This is a genomic window from Xanthomonas fragariae (assembly GCF_017603965.1).
Taxonomy (GTDB): Bacteria; Pseudomonadota; Gammaproteobacteria; order Xanthomonadales; family Xanthomonadaceae; genus Xanthomonas; species Xanthomonas fragariae_A.
Map to the genome: position 1 here is coordinate 1,868,562 of NZ_CP071955.1, position 18,619 is coordinate 1,887,180.

11 protein-coding genes, 1 pseudogene and 1 riboswitch are annotated in these 18,619 nt (G+C 62.3%); of the genes and pseudogenes, 5 read left to right on the top strand and 7 right to left on the bottom strand.

Annotated features, from left to right (window positions below):
- Nucleotides 1–106 precede the first annotated feature (106 nt).
- A complete protein-coding gene (gene clpA, locus J5I97_RS08765) occupies nt 107–2,389 on the top strand; it encodes an ATP-dependent Clp protease ATP-binding subunit ClpA (RefSeq protein ID WP_208591281.1) in 2,283 nt (760 codons plus the stop codon).
- 268 nt (nt 2,390–2,657) lie between these two features.
- On the opposite strand, the gene infA is transcribed toward clpA, so the two are convergent.
- From infA to trxB, 4 genes are all read right to left on the bottom strand, one after another.
- Nucleotides 2,658–2,876 (bottom strand): translation initiation factor IF-1, encoded by a 219-nt coding sequence (gene infA, locus J5I97_RS08770; protein WP_002813418.1) that lies wholly within the window; start codon nt 2,874–2,876, stop codon nt 2,658–2,660.
- An 89-nt stretch (nt 2,877–2,965) separates the two neighbouring features.
- Nucleotides 2,966–3,715: a leucyl/phenylalanyl-tRNA--protein transferase gene (aat, locus tag J5I97_RS08775; protein WP_208591283.1), complete on the bottom strand. Its 750-nt coding sequence runs from the start codon at nt 3,713–3,715 to the stop codon at nt 2,966–2,968.
- Between the two features lie 246 nt (nt 3,716–3,961).
- Nucleotides 3,962–5,080: a GNAT family N-acetyltransferase gene (locus J5I97_RS08780; protein ID WP_208591285.1), complete on the bottom strand. Its 1,119-nt coding sequence runs from the start codon at nt 5,078–5,080 to the stop codon at nt 3,962–3,964.
- 57 nt (nt 5,081–5,137) lie between these two features.
- The gene (gene trxB / locus J5I97_RS08785) at nt 5,138–6,106 is read right to left on the bottom strand and encodes a thioredoxin-disulfide reductase (protein WP_208591287.1); all 969 of its coding nucleotides are present in this window, start codon (nt 6,104–6,106) and stop codon (nt 5,138–5,140) included.
- Nucleotides 6,107–6,390: 284 nt separating this feature from the next.
- On the opposite strand from trxB, the gene J5I97_RS08790 reads away from it, so the two are divergent.
- The 4 genes from J5I97_RS08790 (at nt 6,391) to J5I97_RS08805 (ending at nt 13,061) form a co-directional block, all read left to right on the top strand.
- Entirely contained in the window at nt 6,391–8,745 is a 2,355-nt protein-coding gene (locus J5I97_RS08790; protein ID WP_208591291.1) for a DNA translocase FtsK, read from the top strand.
- A 201-nt stretch (nt 8,746–8,946) separates the two neighbouring features.
- A complete protein-coding gene (locus J5I97_RS08795) occupies nt 8,947–10,872 on the top strand; it encodes a DUF3857 domain-containing transglutaminase family protein (protein WP_208591292.1) in 1,926 nt (641 codons plus the stop codon).
- A 106-nt stretch (nt 10,873–10,978) separates the two neighbouring features.
- Nucleotides 10,979–11,608, top strand: coding sequence for an outer membrane lipoprotein chaperone LolA (gene lolA, locus J5I97_RS08800; protein WP_371885843.1), 630 nt, complete (start codon nt 10,979–10,981; stop codon nt 11,606–11,608).
- Nucleotides 11,609–11,768: 160 nt separating this feature from the next.
- A complete protein-coding gene (locus J5I97_RS08805; RefSeq protein WP_238135726.1) occupies nt 11,769–13,061 on the top strand; it encodes a replication-associated recombination protein A in 1,293 nt (430 codons plus the stop codon).
- Between the two features lie 151 nt (nt 13,062–13,212).
- On the opposite strand, the pseudogene J5I97_RS08810 reads toward J5I97_RS08805, so the two are convergent.
- The 3 genes and pseudogenes from J5I97_RS08810 to J5I97_RS08820 all read right to left on the bottom strand — a co-directional run bounded on the left by J5I97_RS08810 (nt 13,213) and on the right by J5I97_RS08820 (nt 18,613).
- Nucleotides 13,213–14,500, bottom strand: a pseudogene (locus J5I97_RS08810) (voltage-gated chloride channel family protein).
- Between the two features lie 85 nt (nt 14,501–14,585).
- Nucleotides 14,586–14,661, bottom strand: a riboswitch (Fluoride riboswitch).
- A 145-nt stretch (nt 14,662–14,806) separates the two neighbouring features.
- Nucleotides 14,807–16,012 (bottom strand): acetyl-CoA C-acyltransferase, encoded by a 1,206-nt coding sequence (locus J5I97_RS08815; protein WP_208591297.1) that lies wholly within the window; start codon nt 16,010–16,012, stop codon nt 14,807–14,809.
- A gap of 228 nt (nt 16,013–16,240) precedes the next feature.
- On the bottom strand, nt 16,241–18,613 hold the full coding sequence (locus tag J5I97_RS08820; protein WP_208591299.1) for a 3-hydroxyacyl-CoA dehydrogenase/enoyl-CoA hydratase family protein: 2,373 nt from the start codon (nt 18,611–18,613) through the stop codon (nt 16,241–16,243).
- Nucleotides 18,614–18,619: the final 6 nt, after the last annotated feature.

Sequence of the window (18,619 nt, forward strand, 5' to 3'; positions counted from 1 at the left end):
AGCTGCGATCACGTGCTAACGTCGTCTGAACATTCCTATCCGATAGGGGTGTGGAAAATTCCAACAAAAGCCGCATATTGTCGGCAACAGCCGTTCGGAGTTATCAATGTTCAGCAAAGACCTAGAGCAAACAATCGGCCAGTGCTACAAGCGAGCACGCGAGGCGCGTCATGAGTTCATGACCGTTGAGCACCTGCTGCTCTCGCTGCTGGACAACCCCTCCGCACAGGCGGTGCTCAAAGCTTGCGGCGCAGATCAGGTACGTCTGCACAACGATCTGGAACAGGCAATCGAGGCGTCGGTCTCGCGTCTGGCTGAAGACGATGGTCGCGACACGCAGCCCACGCTGGGCTTCCAGCGCGTGTTGCAGCGTGCTGTCTATCACGTGCAGTCTTCGGGCAAGAAGGAAGTTACCGGCGCCAATGTGCTGGTTGCGATCTTCGGCGAAAAGGACTCGCATGCGGTGTACTTCCTGAATCAGCAGGACATCACCCGTCTGGATATCGTCAACTACCTGTCACACGGCATCGCCAAGCTGGGCGACGACAGTGAGCAGTCGTCTGCGCCGGACGGCGAGTCCAAGAGCGAAGCTGGGGAGAGCGAGACTAAGGGCGATGCGCTGGCCGAGTTCGCCACCAACCTGAACGAGCAGGCCCGTAACGGCAGGATCGATCCGCTGGTCGGTCGCGCCGATGAGATCGAACGCACCATCCAGGTCCTGTGCCGTCGTCGCAAGAACAACCCGTTGTACGTGGGCGAGGCTGGCGTGGGCAAGACCGCCATCGCCGAAGGTCTGGCCAAGCGCATCGTCGACAACGCCGTTCCGGAAGTGCTGGCCGATTCAGTGATCTTTTCGCTGGACCTGGGCGCGCTGGTCGCTGGCACCAAGTACCGCGGCGATTTCGAAAAGCGCCTGAAGGGCGTGCTGAGTGCGCTGAAGAGGGTGCCCAACGCGGTGCTGTTCATCGATGAGATCCACACCATCATCGGTGCCGGTTCCGCTTCAGGTGGGACCATGGACGCCTCCAACCTGATCAAGCCGGCACTGTCGTCGGGCGAACTGCGCTGCATTGGCTCGACGACGTTCCAGGAATACCGCGGCATCTTCGAGAAGGACCGTGCGCTCGCACGCCGCTTCCAGAAGATCGACATCGTCGAGCCAACTGTCGGTGAGACGTTCGAGATTCTGCAGGGCCTCAAGCCCAAGTACGAAGCGCACCACGGCGTGACTTACGCCGACGACGCGCTGCAAGCGGCGGTGGATCTGTCGGTCAAGCACATCGGCGATCGGTTGCTGCCGGACAAGGCGATCGACGTGATCGACGAAGCCGGTGCGCGTCAGCGTCTGTTGCCGGAAGACAAGCGCAAGGAGCTGATCGACATCGAGGAAATCGAAACCATTGTCGCCAAGATGGCGCGGATTCCGGCCAAGCAGGTCAGCGCGACCGATAAGGACGTGCTGCAGCATCTGGAGCGCAATCTGAAGATGGTTATCTTCGGGCAGAACCCGGCGATCGAGACGCTGGCCGGGTCGATCAAGCTGGCGCGTTCGGGTCTGGCCAATCCGGAAAAGCCGATCGGCAACTTCCTGTTTGCAGGCCCGACCGGGGTGGGCAAGACCGAAGTCACCAAGCAGCTCGCACTGCAGTTGGGTATTGAACTGGTGCGGTTCGACATGTCCGAGTACATGGAAGCGCATTCGATCAGCCGCTTGATCGGTGCGCCTCCGGGCTATGTCGGCTTCGATCAGGGGGGCTTGTTGACCGAGAAGATCGTCAAGACGCCGCACTGCGTGTTGCTGCTGGACGAGGTGGAGAAGGCGCATCCGGATATCTTCAACATCCTGTTGCAGGTCATGGACCGCGGCATCCTCACCGACACCAACGGCCGCGAAGCGAACTTCAAGAACGTGATCCTTGTGATGACGACCAATGCCGGTGCCACCCAGGCCTCGCGGCGTTCAATCGGCTTCACCAAGCAGGATCATTCCACCGATGCGATGGAGTCGATCCGTCGCGGCTTTACCCCGGAGTTCCGCAATCGCCTGGATGCGATCGTGCAGTTCCAGCCGCTGGCCTTCGACCACATCCTGCGGGTGGTGGACAAGTTCATCATCGAACTGGAAATGCTGTTGCAGGAAAAGCACGTCTCTCTGTCGGCCACTCCGACTGCGCGCGATTGGCTGGCCCAGCATGGTTTCGATCCGCTGATGGGTGCCCGCCCGATGTCGCGTGTGATCCAGGAGAAGATCAAGCGTCCGCTGGCCGACGAGCTACTGTTCGGCAAGTTGGTGGAGGGCGGTCGGGTCAATATCGACGTCAAGGATGGCGAGCTGGTGGTGGAGGCGCATCCAGAACCGGAACGTCTGCTACCTGCAACCGTCGACTGATCGCCCCGAGTTCCTGAAACGAAAAAACCGCTCGCAAGAGCGGTTTTTTGATGGCGTGAGAGGTGGTCTGGCTTTCGCGAAAGCTGCCTACGTGACCAATTCACATCGGTACTTTTCGACAGTACCGAGACCTGCGTATCTGCTGGCAGCCTTGATGTCGATGAGTAGAAACGGTAAGGAAGGGATACGGTCACTCGCTATCACCGACGCAAATCGCAGAAACGATAAAAAGCGGCCGTGGCCGCCTTGCTTCTCAGCAACGAACCGCTTACTTCATGCGGTAGGTAATACGGCCCTTGGTCAGGTCGTAGGGAGTCATCTCAACTTTGACCCGGTCGCCGGTGAGGATGCGGATGTAGTTCTTGCGCATACGGCCGGAGATGTGGGCGATGATCTCGTGCCCGTTTTCCAGTTTGACCCGGAACGTGGTGTTGGGGAGCGTCTCGCTGACGCTGCCTTCGAATTCAATGGAGTCGTCTTTCGACATGTAATCCTGTGCAATCAGGGCTGGGAGGGCTGGGCCGGCAGGGCCGTTAAGGAGCGGTATTTTACGCGGCATCTCCCCGCGGCGCAAATTTATGTTAAGCGGACTTCACCGAGCGCACTTGCAGGCCGCTCGCCGTAGCGTTTGGCCCAATTCCCGGGGGGCGCCGGTTGGGCGACTTGCAGCTGAACTTGCTGCAGAAACTGCGCGCGCGGCCAGCGTTGCGCACCCAGGCGCAGCAGATGCGGGTTTTCAACTTGCGCGTCGAGCAGTGGCCATTTGCATGCATGCAGATATGTTGCCAGCGCCGCCAGGGCCACCTTGGAGCCGCCGCTTTCGGCACTGAACATGCTTTCGCCGAAAAACATCTGGCCGATCGCCACACCGTAGATACCGCCGACCAGACGCGTGCCATCGAACACTTCGAGCGAATGCGCATGGCCCAGACGGTGCAGCTCGATATATGCCTGTCGCATCGGCGTGCTGATCCAGGTGCCGTCCTGACCGGCACGTGGAATCGACGCGCAGGCAGCGATCACCTGTGCGAAGTCGGTGTCGGCACGCAACGTCCAGCTGCTGCTGCGCAGTTGGCGCTTGAAGCGCGAAGACAGGCGTACGTCGTCGGTGCGAAACACCATACGTGGGTCCGGGCTCCACCACAGGATCGGTTGGTCATCGGAAAACCATGGGAAGACGCCGTGCGCATAGGCATTGAGCAGTCGCTGCGGCGAGAGATCGCCGCCGATGGCGAGCAGGCCGTCCGGCTCGCGTAACGCGTGCTCGACCGGCGGGAAGGGCGCGTTAGGATCGGCAGCGAGCAGGTAGGGAGAGTGGTGCGACATGCGTGAAGTGTAGAGCGTGTCGTGCAGGTCGCTTCTAGAGCAGATGAAAAGGATCACTGTGCCGCCGGACGCTGGACGCGATCGGTACCTGGATTTCATTTGCCCGCTTGCACTGCGGCTTCTACGCGCTGTTTGCACCCACCAAGCGGTTGCCAGCTGAGCTTTGTGAACCGCTTCGTTGCCAAGTCTGCGGCTCGCTCGATCTGTGATCAGCCAGTGCACGCCGCTTGCGTCGGCCACGCTGCGTCAATCGCGAAACGGGCTGTGCTCGGACAGGTCGCGTGCGTGTTGGGTCACCGCCTTGCGCTCGTCTGCGCACCACAGCGCCAGCGGCTCGCGGAAGCCGGGGTCGGCAATCCAATGGCGGCTGCGCACAAGAGTGGGCAGAAAGCCGCGCGCGATCTTGTGTTCCCCTTGTGCGCCCGGCTCAAAGCGGGTCAAGCCCTCGCGCAGGCAATAGTCGATGCCTTGGTAGTAACAGGTCTCGAAATGCAGACCTGGCAGGGCTTCGCCGCCCCAGTAGCGCCCGTACAACGTGCCATGTCCACGCAGGCAGAGCGCGCCAGCGATCGGTTGCCCATTGAGTTCGGCCAGGAACATCACCAGCTGACGCGGTAGATGCTGTGCGAGATGATGCAGAAATTCGGAGGTCAGCGCGGGCGAGTTGCCGTATTCGTTGAACGTCTTGAGGTAGAAGCCGTACATCGCGTCCAGGTCCGCATCGCTGGCTTCGTCGCCATGCACCACGCGTAGCTGCACGCCAGCGCGTTGCACCTTTGCGCGCTCCTGACGGATGTTCTTGCGTCGCTTGTGGTCCATCGCTGCCAGGAATGTATCGAAATCGCTCCAGCCGCTGGTGTTATGCCAGTGGTATTGCAGATCGTTGCGCTCCAACCAGTCGTCATCGAAGGCGGCGTCTTCGTCGGCAGGGTGGAAGTTCACGTGAGCCGAAGACAGCCCGCTGCGCTCCACCAGCTCACGCATTGCCGCAAGCAATTGAGGGCGCCACTGTGGCGCACCCAGTAGACGTGGGCCGGTCACCGGCGAGTAGGGCACACCGCATAGCCACTTCGGGAAGTACTTCTGCCCGTAACGCGCATAGGCGTGCGCCCAGGCGTGGTCGAATACGAACTCGCCGTGCGAATTGTTCTTCAGATACCCCGGCGCAGCGGCCACCAGCGTGTCGCCGTCCCACAGGGTCAGGTGCAGCGGGTCCCAGCCCCAGTCCGGGCGCAAGCAACCCTCACGTTCGAGACCTTGCAGAAATGCGTAGGAAACAAAGGGATGCGTGCCGTCGTGCAACCCATCCCAGGCGTCAGCCGGAATCTGGTCAAGTCGGCGACACCAGCGCGTAGTGACGCTCATGCGCGCGACCCGCTGGCGATGCTGCCCGCGCGGCGCTGCCAGCGGTCAGCGACCACCTCAGGCGCTCTTGTCGAGGTAACGCTCGGCATCCAGCGCAGCCATGCAGCCGAAGCCGGCCGAGGTGATCGCCTGCCGGTAGTGCTGATCGGCGACATCGCCTGCGGCGAAGACGCCGTTGATCGAGGTTTCGGTCGCCGCCCCGTTCAGGCCGGAACGGATTTCCAGGTAGCCGTTGTTCATCGCCAGCTGGCCCTCGAACAACTGCGTGTTGGGGTGATGGCCGATGGCGACGAAGAAGCCGTGCGCAGGGATCTCGCGGGTGCTGCCGTCCAGGGTCGACTTGACCCGCACGCCAGTGACACCGGCATCGTTGCCCAGCACATCGTCGATGCCGTGATGCCAGACAGGTTCGATCTTGCCGGATGCGACCTTGGCGAACAGCTTGTCTTGCATGATCTTTTCGGCGCGCAGGGTGTCGCGGCGGTGCACCAGGTAGACCTTGCGGGCGATGTTGGACAGATACAGCGCTTCTTCGACCGCGGTGTTGCCGCCGCCGACCACCACCACGTCCTGGTCTTTGTAGAAGAACCCGTCGCAGGTGGCGCAGGCGGAGACACCGCGACCCTTGAAGGCTTCTTCGCTAGGGAGGCCCAGGTACTTGGCAGTAGCGCCGGTCGCGATGATCAGCGCATCGCAGGTGTACTCGGCACCATCGCCGAACAGGCGCAATGGGCGCTGCGACAGGTCGGCAGTGTGGATGTGATCGAAGATGACCTCGGTCTCGAAGCGCTCGGCATGCGCCTGCATGCGGCTCATCAGGTCCGGCCCCATCAGGCCGTGGGGGTCGCCTGGCCAGTTATCCACCTCGGTGGTGGTCATTAGCTGACCGCCTTGCTGCAGGCCGGTGATCACCACCGGCTTGAGGTTGGCTCGTGCGGCGTAAACCGCGGCGGTCCAGCCGGCCGGGCCGGAGCCGAGGATCAGCAGGCGGGAATGCTTGGCGGGACTGGCAGAAGAGGCGCTCATGTATACTCGTGATCAAGGAATTGGTAGGGATGCCGAATGCATTGGCTACCCCTGTGGCGGCATAGAGTGGCGGTCCCCACCCGGCGAATCAAGGCGGCGCGATGGAACTGCTTGAACCGCAGATGAGATGGTCAATCTAGTAGACGTCCGCGACGCCGCCTTGTGCGGCGTTTCTCGTTGACCGCCGCGTGCCCTGGCGACCGGTGCTCATCCAACAGCTGAAACCGTGGCCTCAGTCGTTTATTATCAATCACTAACAGCATTTTCTTAAGGTCTGGCTACAGGTGGCAAAGCAGGTTCCCGAACGCAGCAAGCCCGCAGAGGGCAAATCGTCGTCGCGCAAGACGGCGGTGGCTGACAATCCGCGTCGGCAAAAGCTCTGGCGCGATCTGGCATTGATCGCGGTGGCGCCGTTGCTGCTGTATCTGCTGGCCAGCCTGTTCACCTATTCGGCGGCCGACCCTGGCTGGTCGCGGACCGGCAACTTGGTTGCGCCGATCCACAATATGGGCGGCAAGTTTGGTGCTATGGCAGCAGACGTTCTGCTCCAATTGTTCGGTTATGTGGCCTTTCTGTTACCTGTGATTTTGGGGGCGGTAGCCTGGATTGCGCTGATCGGCGAACGCGAAGAGCAAAGCCAGAGTGACCTCGGGCCAGCGTTGCGCTTGGTCGGCATGGTCGGCTTCTTGATTTCCTCGACCGGCTTCTTGCACCTGCGCTTGTTTCATGCCGAGGTTGCGGAGGCCGGCGGCATTCTCGGCAAGTCGGTTAGCGAACCGCTCAGCTCTGGCTTTGGTGCGTTGGGCGCGAATTTGTTCGTTGTGGTGCTTTTGCTGGTATCGATCACGCTAGCCACCGGCCTGTCTTGGTTCGCGGTGATGGAACGTATCGGCAAGTTGGTGCTGGCGTTAGGCCCGCTGATGCAGCGCAAGACCCATCAGGCTACCGAGTGGCAGCAGACTTGGGTGATGCGCGAAGAACGCCAGGAAGTGCGCAAGGTCGATGCGGTCAAGCAGGCCAAACGCGAGCCGGTCAAGATCGAGCCACCGCCGGCACCGGTGGTGGAAAAAAGCGAGCGCGCCAAGCGCGATACCCAGATCCCGATGTTCCAGGGAGTGAGTACCGACGGATCAGACTTGCCGCCGCTCGCGCTGCTGGACGACCCAAAGCCGCAGGCCAAGGGCTATTCGGAAGAGACGCTGGAAACGTTGTCGCGGCAGATCGAGTTCAAGCTCAAGGATTTCCGCATCGATGCGCAAGTGGTCGGGGCCTATCCCGGTCCGGTGATCACGCGCTTCGAGATCGAGCCGGCGCCGGGCATCAAGGTTAGCCAGATCAGCTCGCTGGACAAGGACATTGCGCGCGGGCTGTCGGTCAAATCGGTGCGTGTGGTGGACGTGATTCCGGGCAAGTCGGTGGTGGGTCTGGAGATCCCCAACGTCACCCGCGAGATGATTTTCTTGTCCGAGCTGCTGCGTTCAAAAGAATACGACAAGTCGCCCAGCCCGCTGACGCTCGCGCTGGGCAAGGACATCGCCGGGCGCCCGACGGTGGCCGATCTGGCGCGCATGCCGCACTTGCTGGTGGCCGGGACCACCGGCTCGGGCAAGTCGGTGGCAGTCAACGCGATGGTGTTGAGCCTGTTGTTCAAGGCCTCGCACAAGGAACTGCGGATGCTGATGATCGACCCGAAGATGCTCGAGCTAAGTGTCTACCAGGGCATCCCGCATCTGCTGGCGCCAGTAGTCACCGATATGAAGGAAGCCGCCAACGGCCTGCGTTGGTGCGTGGCCGAGATGGAGCGCCGTTACAAGCTGATGAGTGCGGTGGGCGTGCGTAACTTGGCCGGCTTCAACAAGAAGATCAGGGACGCCGAAGACGCCGGCCAGCCGATGATGGACCCGCTGTTCAAGCCGAATCCGGAGCTGGGCGAGGCGCCGCGGCCGCTGGAAACGCTGCCGTTCATCGTGATCTTCATCGATGAATTCGCCGACATGATGATGATCGTCGGCAAGAAGGTCGAAGAACTCATCGCACGTCTGGCGCAGAAGGCGCGTGCGGCCGGCATCCACTTGATTCTAGCTACGCAGCGCCCGTCGGTGGACGTCATCACCGGCCTGATCAAGGCCAATATTCCGACCCGCGTGGCGTTCCAGGTCAGCTCCAAGATCGATTCGCGCACCATCCTGGATCAGTCCGGCGCCGAAGCGCTGCTCGGCAACGGCGACATGCTGTATCTGCCGCCGGGCACGGCGCTACCGGATCGCGTGCATGGCGCCTTCGTCAGCGACGAAGAAGTGCACCGTGTGGTCGAACATCTCAAGGCCAGCGGGCCTGTGTCCTACGTCGAAGGCGTGCTGGACGAAGTGCAAACCATGGGCGATGGCACCGTGGTCGGCGCGACCGGCTTACCGGAAAGCAGCGGCGGTGGCGGCGACGAATCCGACCCGCTCTACGACGAGGCCCTGCGCATCGTCACCGAGACCCGGCGTGCGTCGATCTCGGGCGTGCAGCGGCGCTTGAAGATCGGCTACAACCGGGCCGCACGCTTGATCGAAGCGATGGAAGCGGCCGGCGTGGTCAGCCAGCCAGAGCACAATGGCGACCGCACCGTGTTGGCACCGCCGCCACCCAAGTAAGGCCAGCTCCAAGCGCCAGTGGCAAACGCTGCCCGGGAGCGAGCGACAGACAGAGCGAACGCCTACCCGGCGTTTGCGCGGTGGTTGTCAGCCGCTTTCACGCATGGCGCGGCGTTTGTTGGAATCAGGTGCCTGGCATTGCCGGTCGCAACGGCTACCCTGTTGAGCAAGAGCCGCCCCGGCTCGCTGCGATCGAGACCCATGTTGCGTCGTCTCCTGTTGTTGCTCGTGCTGCTGACCTCCCTGCCGCTGCTGGTCCAGGCCCGGCAGCAGGCCGCGCCCGCTGCAGCCGCGGCGCGCACGCAGGCCGACACCAACTACAGCTTCGTGCGCTATCGCGCCGACTACGAAGTGGGAGCCGATGCCAGCAGCGTGGAGACCGACGAATACGAGATACTGCTCAAAACCAAGTCGGCGGTGGAGCGGTTCAGCCAGGTACGGCTGAGCTATAGCGAGAAGATGGAAACCCTCGACGTGCTGGAGGCCTACGCGGTGACCGCTGAGGGACTGCGCCAGGACGTGGCGACCGACAAGATCTATACCCAGGAAAGCTACTCCAGCGCGTCGGCGGCGATGTATGCCGACCGCAAGGTCAAAGTCGTGGTGTTGCCGAATCTGGCGCCGGGCGCGCGCATCGTCTACCGCGTGCGTCGGGCGCAGAACACGCCGTATTTCCCTGGCTATTTCAGTCTGTGGGAAACCTTCAGCGTATTCGCGCAATACGACGACGCTGTGGTCACGCTGGTGGCGCCAAAGTCGCTGCCGATGCATCTGTACGCACGCGGGCTGCAAGGCAGCGTCAAGCCGGTGGTGCGTGGCGATCAAGCGCGCTGGGAATGGCGCTACCAGCGCACCACGCCGATGAAGAACCAGAACTGGAGCGCGGCGACCTGGGAATTTAGCCCCACCTTGATGGCCAGCACCTTCGACAGCTGGTCGCAGATGGGCTTGGCATATCACCTCAAAGGCGGACGCGCCGCTGCGGTGACTGCCGCGATACAGTCGCTGGCCGATGAAGTCACCAAGGGCACCGACGACCCTCGCGCGCAGGCGGCAGCTTTGTACGCCTGGGTAGCGCGCAATATCCGCTACGTGGCGGTGTACCTGGGCAACGGCGGGCTGGAGCCCAATAGCGCCGACAGCATTCTGGCCAACCATTACGGCGACTGCAAAGATCACACTGTGATTCTGGAAGCCCTGCTGGCGGCCAAGGGCATCGACAGCACGCCGGTGTTGATCGGCGCCGAGGGCGGCCCGACGCTGCCGGAGATTCCGGTGCTCGGTCGCTTCAATCACGCCATCACCTATATTCCGGCGTTCGATTTGTACGTCGATTCGACCAACCCTTACGCACGCTTCGGCCAGCTGCCGGCGGGCGACCTCGGCGCGCCGGTGGTGCACACGCGCGACGGCAAGCTCACGCAGACGCCGCCGAACGATCGCAAGCTCAATCGCTATGTGGCGCGCACCGAATATCGCTTCACGCCGCAGGGCGGGCTGCAAGGGTTGACCTCGCTGGACAGCGGACAGACCGGTGAAGTCGGCTTGCGTGCGATGTTCGTGCAGCTCAATGCGCAGAATCGTCATCGCATCGAGGAGTCGATCGTTGCGCAATCTGGTTTCGACGGCACCGGCGATCTGTTAATCCAGGGCGATCCGCTGGATCTGGATGCGCCGTTCAACTATCGCTACACGTTTGAGGCCAAGGACGCGGTAGATTTTTCGGTGGTTGGGGGGATGACCTTGCCGGATATGCCGGGTGCCGAGTCGACGCGCGCGATCTATACGACGACATCGGCCGAAAACAATCTGACCCCGTTCTACTGCAACGACAGCGTGCACGAGGAAACCTACGTGGTGACCTTTCCGGACACGGTGCCGATCATCGCAATTCCGCGCAGCACCAGGTTTCGCAATACGGCTGGCGAATACGCAGTGGGTTGGACGCGCCAGGGGCAGACCGTGACCGCCGTGCATCGTCTGCAACGCACTGCGGTCCGCGGGCCGCAGGCGCTGTGTCAGCCGCAGGACTACCGCGCATTCCGCGAGCTCTACCAGCGGGTGCGGCGCGGTTTTCGCGGTCAGATCGTCTATGGCGATCTGAGCAAGGTACAAACTGCGCGGTAAGCTTACTCGTTGCGTGAAAGTCGCCATCTGAACGCGTCGTGCGATAGCGCTCGCCCATTCATCAATGAAGCATCAGAATCGATGCAGCCCTTTCTGGAAGACCGCGATGCATTGCCAGCTCCGTTATGCCGTCCTTGCCACTGCTCTGTTCGCCAGCACCGCGTTTGCAGGTGCGCGCCAGGAGCTGGACACATTCACGCGTGGCTTGAAAGCCCTGGATGGTGAATTCAGTCAGCAGGTATCCGACGCCAACGGCCGGGTCAAGGAGCGCTCAAACGGGCGGGTGGCATTGTCGGCACCGCGCCAATTCCGTTGGGAATACGCCAAACCCTACAAGCAGCTCATCGTCGCCGATGGCAAGAAGGTGTGGGTATTCGATCCCGACCTGCAACAGGTGACCGTGCGCGCGCAAGGCAGCGAAGAACAAAACAGCCCACTGGTTGCATTGATCGACCCGGCACGTCTGGACAAGCAGTACGACGTCAGCGAAGAAGCCGCGCCGCGTGACGGGCTGCAGTGGTTGTCGTTGACGCCGAAAGTCGACACCGAAGCCAGCTTCCAGATAGCCTTGCTTGGTTTCGGCAAGGACGGCCTGGCCAGGATGGAAGTGGTGGATGCGGTGGGCCAGCGCACTGCGATCAGCTTCAGCGGCTGGAAGCGTAATCCGGCGTTTGCTGCAGACACCTTTCGCTACACCCCGAGCAAAGGCGTGGACGTGGTCGGCGAGGCGCAATAAACAGTCGCTCGCCGGCATCCGCACTGATGATGGCCTTTTTGGCAGAAGGCCGTTTGCTGACGCGATACAATGATGCGTGGCACGAACCAAGCTCCCCGTTGCTCCCGAAGCCGATCTGCTCAGCGTAGACGGCGAGCATCTGCGCCCGTTGGCCGAGCGCATGCGCCCGCGTACCCTCGACGAAATGGTCGGGCAAAAACGTCTGCTCGCGCCCGACAGCGCATTGCGACGCGCGGTGGAATCCGGCCGCGTGCACTCGATGATCCTCTGGGGGCCGCCAGGCTGCGGCAAGACCACGCTTGCGCTCTTGCTGGCGCATTACGCCGATGCCGAGTTCAAAGCGATTTCGGCGGTGTTGTCGGGCTTGCCGGAGGTGCGTCAGGTGCTGGCCGAGGCCGCGCAGCGCTTCGCCAGCGGGCGCCGTACGGTGTTGTTCGTCGATGAGGTGCATCGCTTCAACAAGGCGCAGCAGGATGCGTTTCTGCCGCATATCGAGCGCGGCACGATTCTGTTCGTCGGCGCGACTACCGAAAATCCGTCCTTCGAATTGAACTCTGCGTTGCTCTCGCGTTGTCGTGTGCACGTGCTGGAAGGCGTCTCGCCGCAGGATATCGTCCAAGCATTGCAGCGGGCCTTGCATGATTCGGAGCGCGGGCTGGGGCAGGAGACGATTCAGGTCACTGATGCATCGCTGCTGGAAATCGCCAGCGCCGCCGATGGCGACGTGCGCCGCGCATTGACGCTGCTGGAGATCGCTGCGGAACTGGCGACGGGCGAGGGCGGCGAGATCACTCCGCAGACGCTATTGCAGGTGCTGGCCGACCGTACGCGCCGTTTCGACAAGAATGGCGAGCAGTTCTACGACCAGATTTCGGCGCTGCATAAATCCGTGCGCAGTTCCAATCCAGATGCGGCGCTGTACTGGCTGACGCGCATGCTCGACGGCGGTTGCGACCCAGCCTATCTGGCGCGGCGACTCACCCGTATGGCGATCGAGGACATCGGCTTGGCCGATCCACGCGCGCAAAGCATGGCGCTGGAAGCCTGGGATATTTACGAGCGTCTCGGTAGCCCGGAAGGCGAGCTGGCGTTCGCGCAACTGGTGCTGTATCTGGCCAGCACGGCCAAGTCCAACGCAGGCTATGTCGCCTTCAATCAGGCCAAGGCCGAGGTGCGCGCCACCGGCACCCAAGAGGTACCGTTGCATCTGCGCAATGCGCCGACCAAGCTGATGAAGACGCTCAATTATGGACAGGACTATCAGTACGACCATGATGCCGAAGACGGGATAGCGCTGGACCAGACCGGTTTTCCGGATGCGATGGGCGAGCGGGTGTATTACGACCCGGTCCCGCGCGGACTTGAGATCAAGCTCAAGGAAAAGCTCGACCGGCTACGCCAGGCCAGGGAACAAGCGCGCGCGGAAAAGCACGGATCCAAGAGTCAGGCTTAAAGCGGCCAGCAAACGCAGTGCGGTCGTCAGACGCTGTGGTCGCGGCACGCGCCGTAAAGTGGGGGCGCCGCACCGAGCAGCACACCGGTGCGATGCGGCAGGATCATGATCGCTCCTGGCTGGGAGCGCTGCTGCGTGTATCGGCACTGGGTTATCGCCGCCGCGCGGGTAGGTCGGCAAGGCGTATGGTTTCGGACGGCCCGGCGCTATGTCGATCGGTGCTTGCCGTGACCGATGCGCTGCGCGTGGTAGATCCCGGTATAGCCTGAAAATAGATAGGCGGTGATGCAACCGAGTGCGGCGAGCGGTGCGATATCGGCACCGAACAGTTCGATCGCCATGAGCGTGGACGCGATCGGGGTGTTGGATGCACCGGCGAATACCGCCACCAAGCCGATCCCGGCTAGCATCGGAAAGGGCAAGTGCAGCATCGGTGCAAGCGCGTTACCAAGCGTGGCACCGATGTAGAACAGCGGCGTAACCTCGCCACCCTTGAAACCGGCCCCCAGTGAGACTGTCGTAAAGCACAGCTTGCCCAGAAAATCCCATGGCGCCGTCGGCGCGTGGAAGGCGCGGACGATCTCCGGAATCCCCAAACCGATATAGCGCTGCGTGCCGAGCACCCACACCGCCAGCGCGATGACGCATCCCCCGAGCAACGGACGCAATGGAGCGTAGCCGATGGCGCTTTTGCTCAAGCTGCCAAGGCGATGCGTGACGGTGGCAAACAGCATGCCGACCAGACCAAACAGCATGCCGGCCGCCAGCACGGCCAGCACGCTGCTGATCCCGACCGGAACGATGGGGCCGATTGCATACTGGGTGTGGTGAATGCCCCAGGCCAAACAGACCTGATCGGCCACGATGGCGGCCACCGCGCAGGGCAGCAGCGCGTCGTAGCGCAATCGACCGATGGCCAATACCTCCAGCCCGAAGATCGCGCCGGCTAACGGAGTGCCGAACACTGAGGCAAAGCCGGCACTGATGCCTGCCATCAGCAGAATGCGCCGGTCTTCGTTGCACAAGCGCAGCAGACGCGTGAGTTGGTCGGCAAGCGCGGCGCCCATCTGCACGGCGGTGCCCTCGCGGCCGACCGAGGCGCCGAACATATGAGAGATCACCGTGCCCCCCAGCACCAGCGGCGCCATGCGCAGCGGGACCAGGTTCTTGGGGTCGTGGATTTCTTCGATGATCAAGTTGTTGCCGGCGTCCACCTGTTTGCCCAGCAGGTGATACACCAGGCCGACTGCAAAGCCGGCTAGCGGCAGCAGCCAGATCGCGCGCGGATGCGCCAGGCGCCAGCTGGTGGCCCAATCCAGAGCCCACAAGAGAAATGCAGAAGCAGTGCCGGCCAATACGGCGGCAAGGCTGGCAGTCACCAGCCACTTGGCAAGATGGGCGAAAAGGTCGAGATGTTCGGAGCGGCAAAATCGTGACATGGCAGCCTGTCGCTTAGTGACATGATGGCTGGCACGGCAGGGAGATGTGAGCAGTACAAGCCTACAATTCCTGGGCTGGGCCAGAGTTTTTGTAGGCGTCATCAGTAGCGATCGCTACGGTTGATGGAACAACGCGGAGGAACGCCATCTCCGAGCTTCTAGATTAATCCCGCTCCGCCCCCCTGTCCAGACCGTCGGCCCATCCCGCCCGATACATCAAGCCTGCAAAAAGGCCGGCGAGCCTTTGCTCTCTGACCTTCATAGGTTTTGCCCTGGCTGCCGGCAGGGCTGGCAACCATGTGGCATTTACAGCGCTTCGATAATGCCCGCCGCGCCCATGCCGGTGCCGATGCACATGGTGACCATGCCGTACTTATGCTGACGACGACGCAGGCCGTGCACCAGCGTTGCAGCACGGATCGCGCCGGTCGCACCCAGCGGGTGACCGAGTGCGATTGCGCCGCCGAGTGGGTTGACCTTGGACGGATCCAATTCGCTGTCGCGGATCACTGCCAATGCCTGCGCGGCGAATGCTTCGTTGAGCTCGATCCAGTCGAGCTGGTCTTTGCTCAGGCCGGCCTGCTTGAGCGCTTTGGGAATCGCCGCGACCGGGCCGATGCCCATCACTGCCGGGCGCACGCCTGCTACCGAGAAGCTGACCAAACGCGCAAGCGGGGTCAGGCCGTAGTCCTTGATCGCCTGCTCGGAGGCCAATAGCACTGCACCGGCGCCATCGCTCATCTGCGAGGAATTGCCGGCGGTGACGCTGCCGCCGAACTGTCCGTTGCGGAACACTGGGCGCAGCTTGGCCAAGCCTTCGATCGAGCTATCCGGCCGCGGCCCCTCGTCGGTATCGACTAGACGCTTGCGCAACGCAATCACATTGCCGGCCAAATCGGGCTGGTGCGACAGAATCTCGTACGGGGTGATCTCCTCGCGGAACTCGCCGGCAGCAATGGCGGCAATCGCTTTCTCATGCGAGGCGAGGGCGAACGCGTCTTGATCCTCGCGCGAGACCTTCCATTCCTCGGCGACCTTCTCGGCGGTGATGCCCATGCCGTATGCAATGGCGACATGGTCTTCGGCAAACACGCTAGGCGAGATGGCGACCTTGTTGCCCATCATCGGCACCATCGACATCGACTCGGTACCGCCGGCCAGCATCAGGTCGGCGTTGCCAAGACGGATCTGGTCGGCGGCCATCGCCACGGCCTGGATGCCGGACGAACAGAAACGGTTGATGGTCTGACCGGTTACGGTATTCGGCAGGCCAGCCAACAGCACGCCGATGCGCGCCACGTTCATGCCTTGCTCGGCCTCTGGCATCGCGCAACCGATAATGGCGTCGTCGATCCGCGATAGATCGATGCCCGGCGCCTGCGCAACCACTGCACGCAGCACGTGCGCCAGCATGTCATCGGGACGGGTATTGCGGAACACGCCCTTCGGCGCCTTGCCGACCGGGGTGCGGGTGGCGGCGACGATGTAGGCTTCTTGAATCTGCTTGCTCATGGCTATCTCCGATAGCCGGGAGTGGGGATTCGGGAGTGGGAATTGGCAGAGCCAGTCCCGGTGTCCGAATGTTCCCGCCCGGCGGGATGGAATGTTTGGAGGCAGAGGAAACGCCGTTGCGCGTGCCCAATCCCCGATCGCGAATGCCGGCGCTGACTATCCGGCGAAACAAATCGTTGGAGAGACGGGAAATCGTTGTTGCCAATCCCCAATCCCCAATCACACATCTCAGTTCCTCAACGGCTTGCCCGTCTTGAGCATGTGCCCAATCCGTGCCTGGGTCTTTTCCTGCTGGGCCAGTTCGACGAAGTGCTTGCGCTCCAGCTTGAGCAACCATTCTTCGTCGACCAGCGCGCCGCGATCGACTTCGCCGCCGCACACCACGGTGGCAATGCGGGTGGCGATTTCATAGTCGTATTCGCTGATGAAGCGGCCTTCCAGCATGTTGACCAGCAGCATCTTGAAGGTGGCAATACCGACGTCGCCGGCGACCTGGATGCGGCGTGCCGGCAGCGGTGCGCGGTAGCCGCCTTCGGCCAACGCGCGCGCTTCGGCCTTAGCGATGTGCAGCGCTTCGAAGCTGTTGAACACGATCTTGTCCGTGGCGCGCAGCAGGCCCAGTTCCTGAGCGTTGACCGCCGAGTTGGACACCTTGGCCATCGCAATGGTTTCGAAGGTCTTCTTCAGTTCCGCGAACACATCGCCATCTGGACCTGCGGTCTGCGAGGCACGCACCGCGATTTCCTTCAGGCCGCCACCGGCAGGCAGCAGGCCGACCCCGGTTTCCACCAAGCCGATATAGCTTTCCAGCGATGCCACGGTCTTGGCACTGTGCATCTGGAACTCGCAGCCGCCACCCAGTGCCAGGCCGCGCACTGCCGAAATCACCGGCACCTGCGCGTACTTGATTCGCTGACTGGTAGCCTGGAAATTGGCGACCATGGCATCGAATGCATCGACCTTGCCGGCCTGCAGCAGACCCAACGCGCCGGCCAGATCGGCGCCGGCGGAGAAGGGCTCTTTCTGCTGCCAGATCACCACGCCGGCGAAGTCTTTCTCGGCGCGTCCGACGACTTCCTGCAAGCCGTTGAGCACGTGATCGGAGACGGTGTTCATCTTGGTCTTGAAGTTGACCACCGCGATGTCGTCGCCGTCATGCCACATGCGCACGCCATCGTTTTCGAATACGGTCTCGCCCGGTGAGAACTGTTCGCCCAACAGCGGATCGGGGAAGCGCTGACGCTTGTACACCGGCAGCGCCGAGCGCGGCAGCTGGGCATCACGCGCGGGGCTGTAGGAGCCTTCGGCGGCGTGCACGCCATCACGGCCGTCGAACACCCAGTTAGGCAACGGCGTGCTGCTCATGCTCTTGCCGCTGGAAATATCCTCGGCAATCCACTGCGCAACCTGCTTCCAGCCTGCGGCCTGCCAGGTTTCGAACGGGCCCAGCGACCAGCCGTAGCCCCAGCGAATCGCCAGGTCCACATCGCGCGCAGTTTCTGCGATATCGGCCAGATGGAAGGCGCTATAGTGGAACAGGTCGCGAAATGTGGCCCATAGGAACTGTGCCTGCGGATACTGGCTTTCGCGCAGTTTGGCGAACTTTTCTGCCGGGTTCTTGATCTTGAGGATTTCGACCACGTCCGGTGCAGCGCTGCGATCGGCGGTTCTGTAATCCTGCTTTTCCAGATCCAGCACCAAGATGTCCTTGCCGTCCTTGCGGAAGATGCCGGCGCCGACCTTCTGGCCTAGCGCGCCTTTGGCGATCAGCGCGTCCAGCCACTTCGGGGATTTGAAATACTGGTGCCACGGATCGTTGGGCAGGGTGTCGCCCATGGTCTTGATCACATGCGCCATGGTGTCCAGACCGACCACGTCCGAAGTACGGTAGGTTGCCGACTTCGGGCGCCCGACCAGCGGGCCGGTCAGCGCATCGACTTCATCGAAGCCCAAACCGAACTCGGCGGTGTGATGGATGGTGGACAGGATCGAGAATACGCCGATACGGTTGCCGATGAAGTTCGGCGTGTCCTTCGCATAGACGACGCCCTTGCCGAGCGTGGTGACCAGGAAGCTCTCCAGGCCCCCCAGCACCGCCTTGTCGGTGCCCTTGGCCGGGATCAGCTCGGCCAGGTGCATATAGCGCGGCGGATTGAAGAAATGCACGCCGCAGAAACGATGGCGCAATTGCTCGGGTAGCACGTCGGAGAGCTTGTTGATGCCCAGGCCCGAGGTGTTTGATGCCAGCACGGCATGATCGGCCACGAACGGAGCGATCTTCTTGTACAGGTCCTGCTTCCAGTCCATGCGCTCGGCGATCGCTTCGATGATCAGATCGCAGTCGCGCAGTTGTTCCAGACCGCCCTGGTAATTGGCCGGCGTGATCGCCTGGGCCAACGCCTTGCTGGCGAGCGGGGCAGGGCGGAGCTTGCCGAGGTTGGCGATGGCATTGAGCACGACACCGTCGGTAGGACCTTCCTTGGCAGGCAAGTCGAAAAGCACGGTGTCGACACCGGCATTGGTGAGGTGCGCGGCGATCTGCGCACCCATGACGCCGGCACCGAGCACGGCGGCACGACGGACTAGCAACGGATTGGACATAGCGAT

Excerpts from the sequence above, each read along its gene's own strand:
- clpA (WP_208591281.1), top strand. The coding sequence starts at position 107 with ATGTTCAGCAAAGACCTAGAGCAAACAATCGGCCAGTGCTACAAGCGA.
- infA (WP_002813418.1), bottom strand. The coding sequence starts at position 2,876 with ATGTCGAAAGACGACTCCATTGAATTCGAAGGCAGCGTCAGCGAGACG.
- aat (WP_208591283.1), bottom strand. The coding sequence starts at position 3,715 with ATGTCGCACCACTCTCCCTACCTGCTCGCTGCCGATCCTAACGCGCCC.
- J5I97_RS08780 (WP_208591285.1), bottom strand. The coding sequence starts at position 5,080 with ATGAGCGTCACTACGCGCTGGTGTCGCCGACTTGACCAGATTCCGGCT.
- trxB (WP_208591287.1), bottom strand. The coding sequence starts at position 6,106 with ATGAGCGCCTCTTCTGCCAGTCCCGCCAAGCATTCCCGCCTGCTGATC.
- J5I97_RS08795 (WP_208591292.1), top strand. The coding sequence starts at position 8,947 with ATGTTGCGTCGTCTCCTGTTGTTGCTCGTGCTGCTGACCTCCCTGCCG.
- lolA (WP_371885843.1), top strand. The coding sequence starts at position 10,979 with ATGCATTGCCAGCTCCGTTATGCCGTCCTTGCCACTGCTCTGTTCGCC.
- J5I97_RS08805 (WP_238135726.1), top strand. The coding sequence starts at position 11,769 with ATGCGCCCGCGTACCCTCGACGAAATGGTCGGGCAAAAACGTCTGCTC.
- J5I97_RS08815 (WP_208591297.1), bottom strand. The coding sequence starts at position 16,012 with ATGAGCAAGCAGATTCAAGAAGCCTACATCGTCGCCGCCACCCGCACC.
- J5I97_RS08820 (WP_208591299.1), bottom strand. The coding sequence starts at position 18,613 with ATGTCCAATCCGTTGCTAGTCCGTCGTGCCGCCGTGCTCGGTGCCGGC.